The sequence below is a fragment of the Paraperibacillus marinus genome (genome assembly GCF_046237605.1).
GTDB classification, from domain to species: Bacteria; Bacillota; Bacilli; order Bacillales; family DSM-1321; genus Paraperibacillus; species Paraperibacillus marinus.
Genome location: NZ_CP143542.1, coordinates 2345961 through 2360233, shown reverse-complemented (window position 1 = coordinate 2360233; position 14273 = coordinate 2345961). Strand labels below are relative to the sequence as shown.

Genomic DNA, 14273 nt, shown 5'->3' with positions numbered 1-14273 from the left:
TACCAAGCAATCATTTTGCAGGGAGGGATTTTCGTGGAAGTTAATCTTGTCGAAATCTTGATCCTATTTGCTGTCGTATATGTACTTTTTGAGGTCATAAAAATGAATGGCCGGGTCATGAGGCTGAAATATGCGATAGACCAAAGTTCTAAAGAAAATGATATGCCGGAAAGCCCGGTCGATCACACATTAAAACAGCTGCTGATTGATGAGAAAGATGTTAAAGCTGTAAAAAGAGTGAGAGAAACACTAGGACTGTCCTTGCTGGATGCCAAAAAGTATGTGGATAACATGAAATTGGAAGGCAAATAAGCTTAAACGAACTCTGTGTGAGTTCGTTTTTTTAGTGATAGAAAAGTTGTTTTTTAATACAGCAGTTAATGCAGGATGCCAAACAACATTTTATTTAATTTCCATATTAAAAAATCCTATTATCCCCGTTATTGGCACACTTAAAAAGGCAGTTTTTAAGTTGATTCTGTGAGTATATTGTTTCTGTTCTTGAAAAAGCTTAATAGGCTCATAATGATAAATAAGGACATCCATATAATTAACATTGTAATAAAGCTTGTCATATCACTCATTTAATCCCTCCAGAAATATCCAACCCCTTATTGTGCAAGGGACATAAAAAGACGCCTTCTTACTAAAGAAATGCGCCCGCTTGTGGAACAAGAATTTTAAGTTGTCTTACTTTCTAACTATATATTAGGTTTCCAGCCTTTTTGTAATTGTTTTCGGATGTAAACAATTTGTCCTATATGGTAAGCGTTATGCGTGGATATATTCCCGAGTATCTCCCACCACTTTGCAGGCTCCGGGAAACCATTCACTTCACTTGCTGCCTTTTCTTCAGTCAGCAGGTCTTGCCACCTAAGCAGAACCTCTAGCAAACACTCTTTTAAGTCACCAAAACTTTTATTTTCTGGAACAATAAAGCTTTTATTATTATCACCAATTGGCGCAACAGCATTCACATGTGATTTTTCAAATCTCTTTTGCCATGTCTCATTCCAATGGAGCAGATGCTGCACAATTTCAGCGATACTGTTACTTTCATCGTTGGGCTTCCAAAACGCTTCTTCCTCTGACAAGTTTGCTGCTGATTCCGAAAACGGAAGGTAAAAGCTAGGGTCGTTCGCATTTGCTAAAAATTGATCCGCCAATACATTTTTAGCATGGGACATATCAACCACACTCCTTTCCTTCTATTTCGGTGCTCTTTTGAATTCTCCTCCTTTATTTCGTTAAGTTGCCCGATTGTTAAAAAACTTAATGACGATTGTTCAACTAAGCTGCCCGGTTTTTTAAAGAAAAATCAACATTGTTGGACAGAGCCTTTTAATGATGTAGAAACTTCCGGCCTTCCGGCACGCGCAGCGTTCAAGAACCAGCTGCGCCCTTATATCAGGGTGCAGCCAGCTCCACTTTAATCCGGTCTGGATCTTCAAAATAAACCGCGTAATGTTCTTCTCCTCCCGCAAAGGGGTGTTTATCTTCATAAAGAATAGGAACATTCATTTCTCTTAGCTTTCTTGTCATATCGTCGACTTGCCGGCGTGACTCTGCATGGAACGCCAAATGATTCAGGCCGGTCCGGGACCGATGGTAGGGGATGTCCATAAATCTGTCCTCCGTTTGAACGAAGACCATATATGTATCACCGATTTTCCAGCTTTGACCGCTTTCCCATTCCTGAAACAACTTATATCCCAATTCTTCTAAAAACCAGCCCCAGAAGGCAGTTGAAATCCTCAAATTTGAAACATTTAATTCTATATGATGGATAAGTCCCTTTGACATTAGATAGCCTCCTATTCGCTCACAATAATTTTAGCAGATACCTAGAGACAAATATATATATCTTGGGCGGATTTCACCCTATATTCCATAAAAACCACCTTTAAGTAAATTAGCCCAAATTTTTATAATAATTCAGATAAGAGGAAGGCCCGAAATCATACACCAGACCTATATGGGTTTTACAAAATTAGTAACTATTTCTCAATTATGGAATTTCCGAATTGTGTGAGTAGGTTCGTTGAAATTAACTGTTATATACTTATTTTGTAAGCGTTACCAAAATGAAAGAGGGAGGTTTTGGCGTTTTTCACGTTTCTCGAAAAAAGGCTGATTAAAAAAGAATATGGGAGGAATCAGGTTGATAAAGAAGAGTTTGAAGCGTTCTTTTATCACTGGAATGACACTGCTGGTAATGGCCGGATCTGCCTTGGGAGGACAGTCATACAGCGTAGAGGCAAAGGAATCTGGGGTTTCTTATAAAAACGCTAAACTTCCGGTTGAAACAAGAGTGAACGATCTTTTAGCGAGAATGACGCTCGATGAAAAGATCGGCCAGATGGTCCAGCCGGAACGAAATGCGGTCACGGCCGCTGACATTAAGTCTTACGGAATCGGCTCTGTCCTGAGCGGCGGCGGTTCACTTCCGGCGACTGGGAATACACCGGCAGACTGGGCGGATATGATTGATAACTTCCAGGAAGGAGCGATGTCAACACGCCTTGGGATTCCCATCATTTACGGAGTGGATGCCGTCCATGGACATAACAATGTTTATGGAGCTACTATTTTTCCGCATAATATCGGCCTTGGTGCGGCCAATGATCTCCGCCTCATGAAACGGATAGGAGAGGCAACGGCTGAAGAAGTACGGGCTACCGGCATTTCTTATACGTTTGCACCTGTCCTTGCCGCACCTCAGAATATCCGCTGGGGACGTACGTATGAAGGTTATAGTGAGGATCCGCGCGACACCGGCAGGCTGGGTTCGGCCTTAGTGGAAGGACTGCAGGGGGATAAGAGGGACCGCGACTTCCTTAAAGGAAAGCATGTGGTTTCGTCCATCAAGCATTTTGTCGGTGATGGACTGACTGAAGGCGGAGATGATCAGGGCAATGTGACCGAATACACCGAGCAGGAAATCCGGAAGCATATTAAGCCCTATAAAGAAGCCATCCGGGCGGGAGCAAGGACTGTCATGGTCACTTACTCCAGCATCAACGGCCTGAAAACTCATGGAGATTATCATATGATCACAGAGGTCTTAAAGGGAGAACTGGGCTTCACTGGATTTGTAATCTCAGATTATAACGGACCTCAGCAAATTAATCCGGCTGATTTCCGGGATTCCATAAAACGCAGTGTGAATGCCGGAATTGATCTGTTCATGATTCCTAATGACTGGAAGCAATTCCTTTCTGTGACGAAAGAGCTGGTTGGTTCAGGCGAAGTGTCCAAGAAACGAATTGACGATGCCGTAAGACGGATTTTAAGGGTAAAATTTGAAAACGGGCTTTTTGAAAAGCCATACTCCGACCAAAGCTTAACAGCTAAAGGAATCGGCGGTAAGGAAAACCGGGCCATCGCGCGTGAAGCGGTCAGGAAATCGCAGGTTCTGTTAAAAAATGAAAACCACCTGCTGCCGCTCAAAAAGAATAACAATAAAATTTTCGTTGCCGGAAAAAAAGCCGACAATATGGGCTATCAGGCAGGCGGCTGGACCATCAGCTGGCAGGGAGGTTCCCCGCAGTGGATGGGGCAGCCTGAAAAAGATCTGATTCCGGGCACCACTATCCTTGAAGGAATCCGGCAGGGAGCAGGCAAGAATACAAAAGTCGATTATAGCGCAGACGGAACCGGGGCCAAGGGACATGATGTGGCCGTAGTGGTCATCGGTGAACCTCCTTATGCCGAAATGTTCGGAGACCGTGACGACCTTGGACTTCTGCAGGAAGATATCGACCTGTTGAAAAAAGTAAAAGCTTCCGGTGTTCCTATGGTCGTCCTGCTGCAATCCGGCCGGCCAATGATTCTGACCGAACAGCTGAAAGACATGGATGCACTTGTTGCCTCCTGGCTGCCTGGCAGTGAAGGCGGGGGAGTGGCTGACGTACTCTTCGGAGACTATCCGTTCACTGGAAAGCTGTCCTTCACATGGCCGAGAAATATGGAACAAATCAACAGCCATGATAAACGGCACCCTCTTTTCAAAAAGGGATATGGCTTGAGAACGTATCAGGGCCATAAAAAGCATTAATCTTGAATGTAGCAAAAGCTGGCTGAGTTAGCCGGCTTTTGCTATTTTATAAAAAGGTTCCCCAAGGTTCTCAGCAGCTGGAATAAATTAAAAGGTTTATTATAGGAACATTTGTTCTATAAATAACATATAATAGCTGTTGAGGAGGAAGAAAGATGAATATCAGGGACAGAGGGAAGATTAAATGGCAGGGTGCGTTCTTTATGCCGGAGCATGTGAAGATGCTTAAGGAAATGAAGAGGGATGAGAACAGAGTGGAGAAGCCGCTGCTCGATGAATACCAAATAGAGGAGTTTGAAAACAAAATTTGTTTTGCGATGGAATTTAAGCTGCAGATCATGGCGGTCGTCTGGGAAGAGGGCTTTGAAAAAACGCGCATTGGGATGGTGCACCGGCTTGATGAAATTTATAAGCTGATTTATCTGGAAACGGACGGTCCGGCGAATGAGCTGTTCAGGATTTTCTTCGATGACATTGTTCGTATAGAAGTGCTGGAATGAGTATATTATGATTGAAGAAACGGCAGGAATGGAATAGGAATACACATGCGGCAATGTTCCCATTCACCCATACATACCCCGCATGAACTAAAGCAGACAGGAACCTATGGCTCCTGTCTGCTTCGTTTTTAACTCTTAAGAAAGGATATCAGCGCTTCATTAAATTGCTGCGGATGTGTGGCATTAATTCCATGCGGTCCGCCTGAGATAATTTTAAGCTCGCTGTTTTGAACTGCACCCCAATTGTTAGACATGATCTAATAATTGGAGGTGCAGTTTTTATATATGACTAAATATACAAGTGATGTAAAACTAAATATCATTCAAGGCTATAACGAGGAAATAGTATCTCAAAGCGAATATGCAAAAGAAATGGGTGTTCCCAGAGCCCAATTTCAATATTGGTTGAAGTTATATGAATTACATGGGGAAGATGGGCTGAAGAACACCTATACAAACGGTCCTGCTAGTTTTAAACTAGATGTACTAAACTACATGGTTCAAACTGGTGCGACATTAATGGAGACTGCAGCCCTCTTTAAAATCTCTAGTTATACAATGGTGTATGATTGGCAGAAAAAGATGGAGGCCGGTGGTCTAGAAGCCCTTGAACCGAGTCCAAAGGGGCGTCCATCTATGAAAGGTAAGTCTAATAAACAACCTAAGCGATTACCAGTTGAAGGATCTGTAGAAGCACTCGAATCGCGCATTAAACAACTAGAAATGGAAAATGAGTATTTAAAAAAGTTGAATGCCTTAGTTCAAAACAAGGAAAAATCACCAAAAAAGACAAAGCGCAAGTAGTCTATGAATTAAGGCATGAATACCCGGTGAAAGAACTCGTCAAGCTCGCTGATATTCCACGCAGCACCTATTATGACTTAGTGAAAAAAATGAACCGGCCAGATCCAGATCGCGACTTGAAAGCTGGGATCAAGGCCATTTATGTGGAACATGACGGCCGTTATGGTTACCGTCGAATACGTGATGAACTAGCGAATCGCGGACAAAAGGTAAACCATAAAAAGGTCCAGCGTATTATGAAAGAACTTGGGATAAAATGTTTGGTTCGAATGAAAAAATATAAATCGTATAAGGGAACGGTAGGGAAAATCGCGCCAAATCATTTAGATCGTCAATTTAAGGCGGACTCCCCAAACGAGAAGTGGGTCACGGATATTACAGAGTTTAAGTTGTTTGGTGAGAAGCTTTATTTATCGCCTGTATTGGATTTATTTAATGGGGAAATCATTACATATACAATCGGCTCTAGACCCACCTACTCCCTTGTTTCGGAGATGCTAGGGAAAGCTCTAGAACGCTTGCCGGAAGATCATAAACTAATGATGCATTCGGATCAAGGCTGGCATTATCAGATGAAACCATATCGTCATGCCCTCCAGGAAAGAGGAATTAAGCAAAGCATGTCCCGTAAGGGAAACTGTTATGATAATTCAGTTATGGAGAATTTCTTTGGAATCATGAAATCAGAATTTCTTTACTTTAAGGAATTTAAAAGTATAGAGCATTTTAAAAAAGAACTACAAAAATACATACAGTATTATAATACGAAACGGATGAAGGCAAAATTCAAAATGAGTCCGGTACAATACCGGACTCATTTTGAGCAAGCTGCCTGATGTAATAACCGTGTCTAACTTTTAGGGGTCACTTCATTTTGTATGCTTTCATGGGATCGTTTACCGCTTACTTCAAAAGGGACGATGCTGTCTGAATCGCCATGGATGATGAGGGCAGGCACATCGATTTTTTCGAGGTCGCCCCGGAAATCCGTGCGCGAAAAGGCGCTGATGCAGTCAAGTGTTGCCTTTGGCGAGGCATTTGCAGCAATCTGCCAATTGTACTTCCTCAGCGGTTCGCTTACGAGAATCTGGTCGCCGTTTGGAGAGAAGAATTTGTTCGTGAAATCATCCAGGAAGGTAAGTCTGTCTGTCTTAACTCCATTCTCAAACTCACTGATCATTTTATCATCGAGCCCGCCTTCCGGGTTGTCATCCGATTTATATAGATAAGGGGGGACAGCTGCAGCGAGTACTGCTTTACTGATCCGGCCCGTTCCATAGTTCCCGATATACCGCACCACTTCGCCGCCTCCCATAGAGAATCCGACAAGCACTGCATCCTTAAGGTCCAGGTGTTCAATCAATTCATTCAAATCTTCGGCAAGGGTGTCATAATCATACCCATCATATGACTTATAAGATGAGCCGAAGCCTCTTTCGGTCATAGGTGATCACCCTGAATCCTTCTTCAACCAGGGCTGGCACCTGGTATTCCCAGGAACGTCCGCTGAGCGGCCAGCCGTGGATCAGGATAACCGGCTGGCCTGCTCCGTGATCCTCATAATAAATTTCAATCGGTGCTTTATTTTCCGTTCCAACTTTTAATTTCGCCACTCGTGATCTCCACCTTTTTATTTCAAATACACTAAAGATATTTTTTACCCAAAGAATGGAAATACAAACAGCCGCAAGAATTATTTCTCGGGAAAGCGCAGAAAATGACAAAGTCTTCATCCTTTGTCGAATGAATTCACTCAGTCTGATAATGCTCCTTGATGAATGCTTCTTCCTCCTGCAGGCTCATTATGCCGGTGGCTTCTCCAACGGTGCCGCCTTGAAGCTTCCAGATGGAGTTATGATCCTTGTCCACCTGCGAAAAGTTGTGTTCTTCCCACCGCTTTAACATTTCCATGTAAACCGGATCCTGTTCATAATTCACTTCATTCCTCTTCACCACAAGCAGCAGGCGTTTCACGCGTTCATCGGTCATCGGCAGAAATCCCCACTTATCCTCGGCGGTAATTTTTTGATGTGTCATGCCGTGGAGTGCATCCTGCACCTCAACTTCTGACATGCTGAAGGGAAATTCCTTTGCAACTGACTGGGTCCGCTTTTCCTTCACTTCTATGAAAGCCTGTCTGCCTTCAGTATCTGACTTTTTCAGGGAGAGTGTTGATTTGCCCCCGGCAGGTGTGTTTTTGGCTTCAAGATAAAAATAAGTGCCGATGCCGGCTGCAGCCATGACCAGGAGCAGGACCAATACTCCCGCTAGGACTTTCATGGTTTTTTTCAATTCTCCAACCTCATTTATAAAAGATTAATACTATATTCGGTTCAGCACTATCGAAACCCTTTTTTAACTATCCATTTCATTAAACTCTCAAATTATTATATAATTTAGAAAACGCTTGCAGATGAAAGGAGCCTGTTCATGGCAAACGATTATTTCCAGGCAGAAGCTGAAGCATACATAGCCTTCGATGTAGGAGGAACGCATATTAAACACGGGCTGCTTACGGGGGAAGGCAGCTTTATAACGAAAGGCAGCTATCCAACTGCCTGTGACACTCTCGAACAATTTGTCGGCGGCATGGAAAAGGTCATCGGGGAATATAGCGCTGAACATAAGGCGGCTGGCATTGCAATCAGCATGCCGGGCTTCATAGATGTGAACACAGGGTATTCGGAACGTGCAGGATCCATCCGGGTTCTAGACCAAAAAAACCTTAAGGAAATCCTCGAGGAGCGGACAGGGCTTCCCGTCGAGATGGAAAACGACGGCAACTGCGCCGCGCTGGCAGAAAAGCTCAATGGGAATGCGGTAGACTGCCGTAACTTTATCTGTGTCACCCTTGGTACCGGTGTAGGGGGCGGCATCTTCATCAACGGCGAGATTGTCCATGGGGCAAGCTTCCGCGGCGCTGAATTCGGCTTTATGTACACACCTGCCTATCATCCGGACCGGCCGCATATGCACGGAAATGCATCAACCGGAGGACTTATCAAGATGTATAAGGAACTTAAGGGCTTAGCTGTGGATGAGAAAGTCGATGGTGAAACGGTCTTTGAGGATGCAGAACATGATAGCGCAGTGAAAAGTCTGGTGGAAGAATGGATGAAAAATATCAGCTATGGTCTCTATAACCTGGCTGTAACCCTTAATCCCGAAAAGATCCTCATCGGCGGAGGCATCAGCGGCAGGGAGGGACTTATAGAAGACATCATCCAGCACGCCCGCCAATACCCATACTGGGACTCCTTTGCCGTCTCAGTCGAACCATGCCGCCATAAAAATGATGCAGGCATGCTTGGAGCCCTGTATCACTTTATAAACAGGGCAAGGAAAGTGGAGCAGCCTCAGTGATCAAGAATATGGAACCTATTTGGTTGGCGGAGAAGGACCGGGTGTAACTGGTCTTGTAGATTCCTTTAGAACTAAAATGGCTGAGGAATTGGGTTAAATGGGTCGTAAAGCTTTCTTTAGAACCAAAGTGGCCGAAGAATTGGGTAAAATGAGTTGTAAAGCTTTCTTTAGAACCAAAACGGCTGAAGAATTGGGTTGAATTGGTTGTAAAGCTTTCTTTAGAACCAAAATGGCTGAAGAATTGGGTTGAATTGGTTGTAAGGCTTTCTTTAGAACCAAAATGGCTGAAGAATTGGGTTAAATGGGTCGTAAAGCTTTCTTTAGAACCAAAATGGCTGAGGAATTGGGTTAAATGGGTTGGAAAGCTTTCTTTAGAACCAAAATGGCTGAAGAATTGGGTTAAATGGGTCGTAAAGCTTTCTTTAGAACCAAAAATGGCTGAGGAATTGGGTTGAATTGGTTGTAAAGCTTTCTTTAGAACCAAAATGGCTGAAGAATCGGGTTAAATGAGTCGTAAAGCTTCCTTTAGAACCAAAATGGCTGAGGAATTAAGCCAAATCGGTTATAAAGCTTTCTTTAGAACCAAAATGGCTGAAGAATTGAGTTAAATTGGTTGTAAGGCTTTCTTTAGAACCAAAATGGCTGAAGAATTTAGTTGAATTGGTTGTAAAGCTTTCTTTAGAACCAAAATCGTTGAGGAATCAGGTAAAACTGGTCATGAAAAATATCTTTAAGATTAAAATCGCTTAAGGATTAGATGAAACACGTCAAAAAATTTACCACAGAACTAAATCAAACGAAAAAGCCGGTTAAAAAGGACCCGCCAACCCATGACAGCAGGGATCAACCGGGAGCTATTTCAACCGGATTTCCTGCTGATTTACCTCCTGTTGAAATTAAATTTGAAGGCTCCCTTGCTTTTTAGTGGGATGGTTGTTATAATAAAGAAGAATTATTTTTGTTCGAACAAAAGGATAGCTTAAGTTTTTGACTTTTCGTCTAGATGAGTACTTCGGCAAGGATAGTAATAAATTGTGCAATCTGCACTAGGAGGCAACACAAATGGAAACAGGTACAGTAAAATGGTTTAACGCAGAAAAAGGATTCGGTTTCATCGAGCGCGAAGGTGGAGACGACGTATTCGTACATTTCTCCGCTATCCAATCTGAAGGATTCAAATCTTTAGACGAAGGCCAAAAAGTAACTTTTGACGTTGAGCAAGGAGCTCGTGGACCACAAGCTGCTAACGTTCAAAAAGCATAATTTTTGACTAATCCAAGCAGGCTCTCTTTTGAGGGCCTGCTTTTTTGATGCAAAAAATGAATAATACTCCCGGAGATGGCTATCCTGATGAGATACTGAAATTATGGGAGGGTGCGGAATGCTTGTTCACAAGAGTTTTCTAAAACTTCTGCGGGAGAAGGATATTAAACTAACCGAGAAATTCGAATACGATGTCAAAGGGGAAACTATCAAGCTAAGCATGGTGGAGATCCTTGACAGCTTTACGAGCCGATTCGAGGAGGATACAGCAGAGCTTGCCAGGATGTATGAAGAGTGGCCGAAAGAAGATATTATGGATTCGATCAGACGGCTGGGGTTCCGGAAATGGTTTGATGATATGGTAGGAAAAGAAAATGGATCTCAGCTGAACAAAATTTTGTTCCTGGCGGTCACCCAAAAAGAGTGCAGACTGAGGATCAAGACTTCTGAGGGCGATGAAGAATGGGTGCTTTCCTATGATGAAGAGGGAATGAAGCTTACTTCCCCGCATACTACGGTTAAGACTCATGACCTGACGGAAATCATGCTGGAATTTGCCGCAGTTATGGATTCCATTTCAGGACCTGATGAACCGGGTGAATACGAGAGAAATCCTTTTTGGAAAAGCTCTTAAACGCAAATAACCTGCCCAAAAGAGGGCAGGTCAGCCTGGTACAGGTAAAGTATTGCAGATTGGTTTAACTCAGTATAGCACAAGACAGGTAAAAAGTCCTAAAAGATTTTTGGAAATAAACGAAAAACCACATCCAGAAAGGATGTGGTTCTTTGTTTATACGATGGACACGCAATGACCAATAAACTTCTGATGAGTTACCGCTGATGGAATACTGTGGAAAAGAAGTCACGCTGGCCATTGGCTGCATTTATCTTTAAATACAAAATGAAATAAACGGCATATACAAGTATCAGTTGAGGTTTTGTACACTTCTCCTATAGGAAGAAGTGTGCGTAATGAATGAAGTTGTTTAAAGAGGGATGGATTTGGAGGATTGAAAGAGCGGTGGGGTGTGGTGCTTGGGGGGGAGATGCCAGGTTTATACCTGCATCTCCAATAAATCAGCAGCCTGAGTTTTGGAAAGACCCGATATCAGCTGTATTTCGCCTAACAGGATCTTTTCGGCACTCAGAAGCATATTTTTTTCGTTGGGGCTCAGTGATTTTTCGTTCTGGAGCCGTTTCAGGTCACGTACGACTTCGGCGCCTTCAACAAGTGAGCCGGATCTGATTTTCTCCTGATTCTGCTTGAGGCGCTGCTTCCAGGTTAGTGCCGGGTCGGAGCTTCCATCATGAAAAACCTTGAGGGCTTCTTCCAATGCCGTTTTGTCACCGATCATCCGGATTCCTGCAGCCTGGATCCGGTTGGATGGCACCATGAGCTGCATATTGTTATTGGAGATGGTGATAACACAATATGTCTGGGTTAATCCATGGATTTCTTTTTCTTCAAAATTTTCTATGATTCCAAGACCTTGTGTGGGATATATGATATGATCGCCTATTTCAAACAAACCCTTCACCTCCGCTTAATCTATTTATAGTATAACACGAATAGCGAAATAGGCAAAATAATATATACTATCATTTTTTATTAGGATAAGTCAATAATAAAAGATAAAAAAATGAAAGCATTTTCATGAGAATTTTCAGTTAGGCCATCAATGAGGAGTGTTTTTAAAAAATGAATTGACAAAAATTAACTTTGGTTCTATAAATATTTTAAATACATAACTGTGAGAGACTGGGTGACCTATGCGTTTTATAATGAATTATAAGGACCAAGAGGGGCTGCGGAAAAGCTTTAATGAGCTGGCATTATCTACGTTCGGCATCAGTTTTGAAAATTGGTATCAAAAGGGTTACTGGGGCGGCAAGTATATTCCTTACTCTTTTGAAGCGGACGGAAGGATTGTATCCAATATTAGTGTTAACATTTCGAAGCTTTGCATCAATGGGGAACAAAAGCGGGCGGTTCAGATTGGAACCGTGATGACACATCCGGGTTTCAGGGGCCGGGGACTGTCAAGGAAACTTATGGAGAAAGTAATGGCCGATTTCAATACATATGAATTATTTTATCTTTTTGCCAATTCATCGGTTCTTGGTTATTATCCGAAATTTGGATTTCTTCCCGTGGAAGAAACTCTCTTTCACATGGACTGCCCAGCTGCAGTCGGAGGTAAAGGGGAGCTCCGGAAGCTGAATGGTGCAAATCCGTATGATCTGGATTTCATCTATCGTAAGGCGCTGAATCGGATTCCGGTTTCAGAGTGCTTTGGTACCCTTGATACAGCGGAAATTCTCATGTATCACTGCATGAATGGGTTTAGCGGAGATCTTTATTATGCAGCGGAGGTGGATGCTTTAGTAATTGCACGGCATGAGGGAGACTGCCTTCACCTGTTTGATGTGATCAGCGGCCGGAATGTACCCCTAAGTTTCATCCTGCCGCTGCTTGCAGCGATTGAAACCAAAACGGTTATCTTCCATTATACGCCCGACCTCAAGGAGAACCCTATGGAAGGCAGAAAATTCTGTGGCAGCGAAGTGCTGTTAGTTAAAAACCTGAGCGGCACGGCCATGCCTCCCGCTTTCAAGCATCCGATTACTTCTCAGGCTTGAAGGGGAGGAGGAAACTTCTTTTATTGCTGGAAGGGTTATGGGGCTCGGGCATCGAATAAAGGAGAATGGATTTCTCATTATAAAAATAATGGACGGAAAAATTATAGTATCCTAAATTAAGACCTAAATGAGGGGAACAAGAATGATAGATAAAAGCAGCCTGATCCACCACTCACTGGAGATGCTGGACCGTATCCAAAATACTATAGCCCGGCAGTATCAAGCGATGATGCTGTTCGATTTGACACCAAAGCAGCTGCAGGTGCTGAAGGCCGTGAAGAATGAAGAACACCTGACAGTCAATGTGCTGTCAAAAAAACTCTCTCTTTCTCCAAGCTCACTGAGTCAGATGGTCAAGAGGCTGGAAAAGCACGATCTGTTAAAAAGAGCGTGGGGGGAAGAGAACCGGCGGGTGGTTTATGTTACACTTGGGACAAAGGGCGAAGAACTGTTTCAGGAAATGGAGAGAACCGGTGAATTAATCCGGGATAAATATTATTCCCATTTTACCCTCGAAGAAATACAGTCCTTCCAGGTGCTTGTGGAAAAGCTTCATGCGGCTGTGCAGCCAGAAGAGGCCCTATAGGGTTACATATTAGGAGAATGAAATGGATAATTTTCAATCACTTGCAGAACACATAGCGGGAGCTTATGCCAGGAACGATTCGGTCGTTGCCGTGATGCTTGCCGGTTCGGTGGCAAGGGGCATGCAGGACCATCATTCGGACATTGAAATATATGTTCTTTGGTTAGAAGCACCTTCAGACCGGGAACGAAAAGATGTGATTGAGGCATTAAATGGTGAAATTATTACCTTTTTCGATTATGAAGACGAAGAATGGTCGGATGCTTACCGGGTAAAGGGAATCAAAATAGAAGTCAGCAGCTTTTTGACATCTTCCGTTTCTGCTTTTATCTCAAAGAATGTGGACCAGGGAAGGGTGGACCTGGATGCCCAGGCGGTGACTGCATCCATTGTGGACGGCATTCCGCTTTATGGGGCAGAAGTCATTATTGGACTAAAGAAAAAGGCAGGAGCCTATCCGGAGATTTTAAGGAAAAATATGATCGAAAGCCAGCTTGAATTCAGCAGCCGCTGGGGTGCAAGGAACGCCTTTGTGGAGAGGGGAGACTTCTTTATCTACCAGAGGCTTGCATGGGATACAGCTTCCCGCATCCTGATGATGCTTCATGGATTGAACAAAATGTATGTGATTCATCCCGGTTTTAAGTGGATTCATGAGACAATCCGGAAGATGGAAATCAAGCCCCGGAATCTGGAAGAACGGATTCGGACTGCCGTCAGCGGGCAGACTCGGGAAAGCGTCATGGAGCTTGAGAGCCTGCTGGCTGAAACAGGGGCTCTGGTCGAGAGGCATCTGCCTGGGATCAGTATCGGCGAATTTTTAAAAGAGATAACAGGAACGAGGGTTTCAGACAAAGAAAAAAGCTGATAGGCTTAGGCTCAATCAGCTTTTTTCTTCCATATGCTCTTTTGGTGCTGCATTTTCAAATAGTACGGATATGTAGTTGTTTAATTCAAATCCGTCTTCTTTAGTAAATTCAGTTAATGATATATGGTTGTTTTCTCTCATTTTAAATGACCTCCAAGTTTTTATTTTCGTTATATGCTGTTGGTTCTTATA

The 14273-nt window shown here is 43.3% G+C and carries 16 protein-coding genes and 1 pseudogene; 11 read left to right on the top strand and 6 right to left on the bottom strand.

The window, feature by feature from the left end:
* Positions 1–33 precede the first annotated feature (33 nt).
* Positions 34–312 (top strand): hypothetical protein, encoded by a 279-nt coding sequence (locus V1498_RS12035; protein WP_409293925.1) that lies wholly within the window; start codon positions 34–36, stop codon positions 310–312.
* Between the two features lie 389 nt (positions 313–701).
* On the opposite strand, the gene V1498_RS12030 is transcribed toward V1498_RS12035, so the two are convergent.
* Entirely contained in the window at positions 702–1187 is a 486-nt protein-coding gene (locus V1498_RS12030) for a DinB family protein (RefSeq protein ID WP_409293923.1), read from the bottom strand.
* A 220-nt stretch (positions 1188–1407) separates the two neighbouring features.
* Positions 1408–1803, bottom strand: coding sequence for a VOC family protein (locus V1498_RS12025; protein WP_409293921.1), 396 nt, complete (start codon positions 1801–1803; stop codon positions 1408–1410).
* Between the two features lie 358 nt (positions 1804–2161).
* On the opposite strand from V1498_RS12025, the gene V1498_RS12020 reads away from it, so the two are divergent.
* The 3 genes from V1498_RS12020 to V1498_RS12010 all read left to right on the top strand — a co-directional run bounded on the left by V1498_RS12020 (position 2162) and on the right by V1498_RS12010 (position 6197).
* On the top strand, positions 2162–4057 hold the full coding sequence (locus V1498_RS12020; protein WP_409293919.1) for a glycoside hydrolase family 3 protein: 1896 nt from the start codon (positions 2162–2164) through the stop codon (positions 4055–4057).
* 155 nt (positions 4058–4212) lie between these two features.
* Positions 4213–4557, top strand: a complete 345-nt coding sequence (locus V1498_RS12015) for a YolD-like family protein (protein WP_409293917.1) — start codon at positions 4213–4215, stop codon at positions 4555–4557.
* 285 nt (positions 4558–4842) lie between these two features.
* A protein-coding gene (locus V1498_RS12010; RefSeq protein WP_409293915.1) for an IS3 family transposase occupies positions 4843–6197 on the top strand; the annotation gives its coding sequence in 2 pieces (ribosomal slippage) (positions 4843–5296 and positions 5296–6197; 1356 coding nt in all).
* A gap of 14 nt (positions 6198–6211) precedes the next feature.
* On the opposite strand, the pseudogene V1498_RS12005 reads toward V1498_RS12010, so the two are convergent.
* Both V1498_RS12005 and V1498_RS12000 read right to left on the bottom strand, forming a co-directional pair.
* Positions 6212–6974: pseudogene (locus V1498_RS12005) on the bottom strand (alpha/beta fold hydrolase).
* A 136-nt stretch (positions 6975–7110) separates the two neighbouring features.
* Positions 7111–7653 (bottom strand): DUF6241 domain-containing protein, encoded by a 543-nt coding sequence (locus V1498_RS12000; protein ID WP_409293913.1) that lies wholly within the window; start codon positions 7651–7653, stop codon positions 7111–7113.
* A gap of 138 nt (positions 7654–7791) precedes the next feature.
* Here V1498_RS12000 and V1498_RS11995 point away from each other — a divergent pair, with 138 nt between their 5' ends.
* The 4 genes from V1498_RS11995 (at position 7792) to V1498_RS11980 (ending at position 10621) form a co-directional block, all read left to right on the top strand.
* On the top strand, positions 7792–8724 hold the full coding sequence (locus V1498_RS11995; RefSeq protein ID WP_409293912.1) for an ROK family protein: 933 nt from the start codon (positions 7792–7794) through the stop codon (positions 8722–8724).
* Between the two features lie 200 nt (positions 8725–8924).
* Positions 8925–9179, top strand: a complete 255-nt coding sequence (locus V1498_RS11990; RefSeq protein WP_409293911.1) for a hypothetical protein — start codon at positions 8925–8927, stop codon at positions 9177–9179.
* A 607-nt stretch (positions 9180–9786) separates the two neighbouring features.
* Positions 9787–9987 carry a cold-shock protein gene (locus tag V1498_RS11985; protein ID WP_409292960.1) on the top strand — a complete coding sequence of 67 codons (201 nt, stop codon included), beginning with the start codon at positions 9787–9789 and terminating at the stop codon, positions 9985–9987.
* Positions 9988–10105: 118 nt separating this feature from the next.
* Entirely contained in the window at positions 10106–10621 is a 516-nt protein-coding gene (locus V1498_RS11980) for a hypothetical protein (RefSeq protein ID WP_409293909.1), read from the top strand.
* Positions 10622–11042: 421 nt separating this feature from the next.
* Here the strand turns inward: V1498_RS11980 and V1498_RS11975 are convergent, their stop codons facing one another.
* Entirely contained in the window at positions 11043–11516 is a 474-nt protein-coding gene (locus V1498_RS11975; RefSeq protein ID WP_409293907.1) for a CarD family transcriptional regulator, read from the bottom strand.
* 253 nt (positions 11517–11769) lie between these two features.
* Here V1498_RS11975 and V1498_RS11970 point away from each other — a divergent pair, with 253 nt between their 5' ends.
* The 3 genes from V1498_RS11970 to V1498_RS11960 all read left to right on the top strand — a co-directional run bounded on the left by V1498_RS11970 (position 11770) and on the right by V1498_RS11960 (position 14081).
* Entirely contained in the window at positions 11770–12627 is an 858-nt protein-coding gene (locus V1498_RS11970; RefSeq protein ID WP_409293906.1) for a GNAT family N-acetyltransferase, read from the top strand.
* A 142-nt stretch (positions 12628–12769) separates the two neighbouring features.
* Entirely contained in the window at positions 12770–13213 is a 444-nt protein-coding gene (locus V1498_RS11965) for a MarR family winged helix-turn-helix transcriptional regulator (protein ID WP_409293904.1), read from the top strand.
* A gap of 22 nt (positions 13214–13235) precedes the next feature.
* The gene (locus V1498_RS11960; RefSeq protein ID WP_409293902.1) at positions 13236–14081 is read left to right on the top strand and encodes a DUF4037 domain-containing protein; all 846 of its coding nucleotides are present in this window, start codon (positions 13236–13238) and stop codon (positions 14079–14081) included.
* A 15-nt stretch (positions 14082–14096) separates the two neighbouring features.
* Here the strand turns inward: V1498_RS11960 and V1498_RS11955 are convergent, their stop codons facing one another.
* Complete coding sequence (locus V1498_RS11955) at positions 14097–14222, bottom strand: hypothetical protein (protein WP_409293901.1); 126 nt, start codon at positions 14220–14222, stop codon at positions 14097–14099.
* Positions 14223–14273: the final 51 nt, after the last annotated feature.

Excerpts from the sequence above, each read along its gene's own strand:
- V1498_RS11965 (WP_409293904.1), top strand. The coding sequence starts at position 12,770 with ATGATAGATAAAAGCAGCCTGATCCACCACTCACTGGAGATGCTGGAC.
- V1498_RS12030 (WP_409293923.1), bottom strand. The coding sequence starts at position 1,187 with ATGTCCCATGCTAAAAATGTATTGGCGGATCAATTTTTAGCAAATGCG.
- V1498_RS11985 (WP_409292960.1), top strand. The coding sequence starts at position 9,787 with ATGGAAACAGGTACAGTAAAATGGTTTAACGCAGAAAAAGGATTCGGT.
- V1498_RS11980 (WP_409293909.1), top strand. The coding sequence starts at position 10,106 with ATGCTTGTTCACAAGAGTTTTCTAAAACTTCTGCGGGAGAAGGATATT.
- V1498_RS11995 (WP_409293912.1), top strand. The coding sequence starts at position 7,792 with ATGGCAAACGATTATTTCCAGGCAGAAGCTGAAGCATACATAGCCTTC.
- V1498_RS11955 (WP_409293901.1), bottom strand. The coding sequence starts at position 14,222 with ATGAGAGAAAACAACCATATATCATTAACTGAATTTACTAAAGAAGAC.
- V1498_RS11960 (WP_409293902.1), top strand. The coding sequence starts at position 13,236 with ATGGATAATTTTCAATCACTTGCAGAACACATAGCGGGAGCTTATGCC.
- V1498_RS12025 (WP_409293921.1), bottom strand. The coding sequence starts at position 1,803 with ATGTCAAAGGGACTTATCCATCATATAGAATTAAATGTTTCAAATTTG.
- V1498_RS12015 (WP_409293917.1), top strand. The coding sequence starts at position 4,213 with ATGAATATCAGGGACAGAGGGAAGATTAAATGGCAGGGTGCGTTCTTT.
- V1498_RS11970 (WP_409293906.1), top strand. The coding sequence starts at position 11,770 with ATGAATTATAAGGACCAAGAGGGGCTGCGGAAAAGCTTTAATGAGCTG.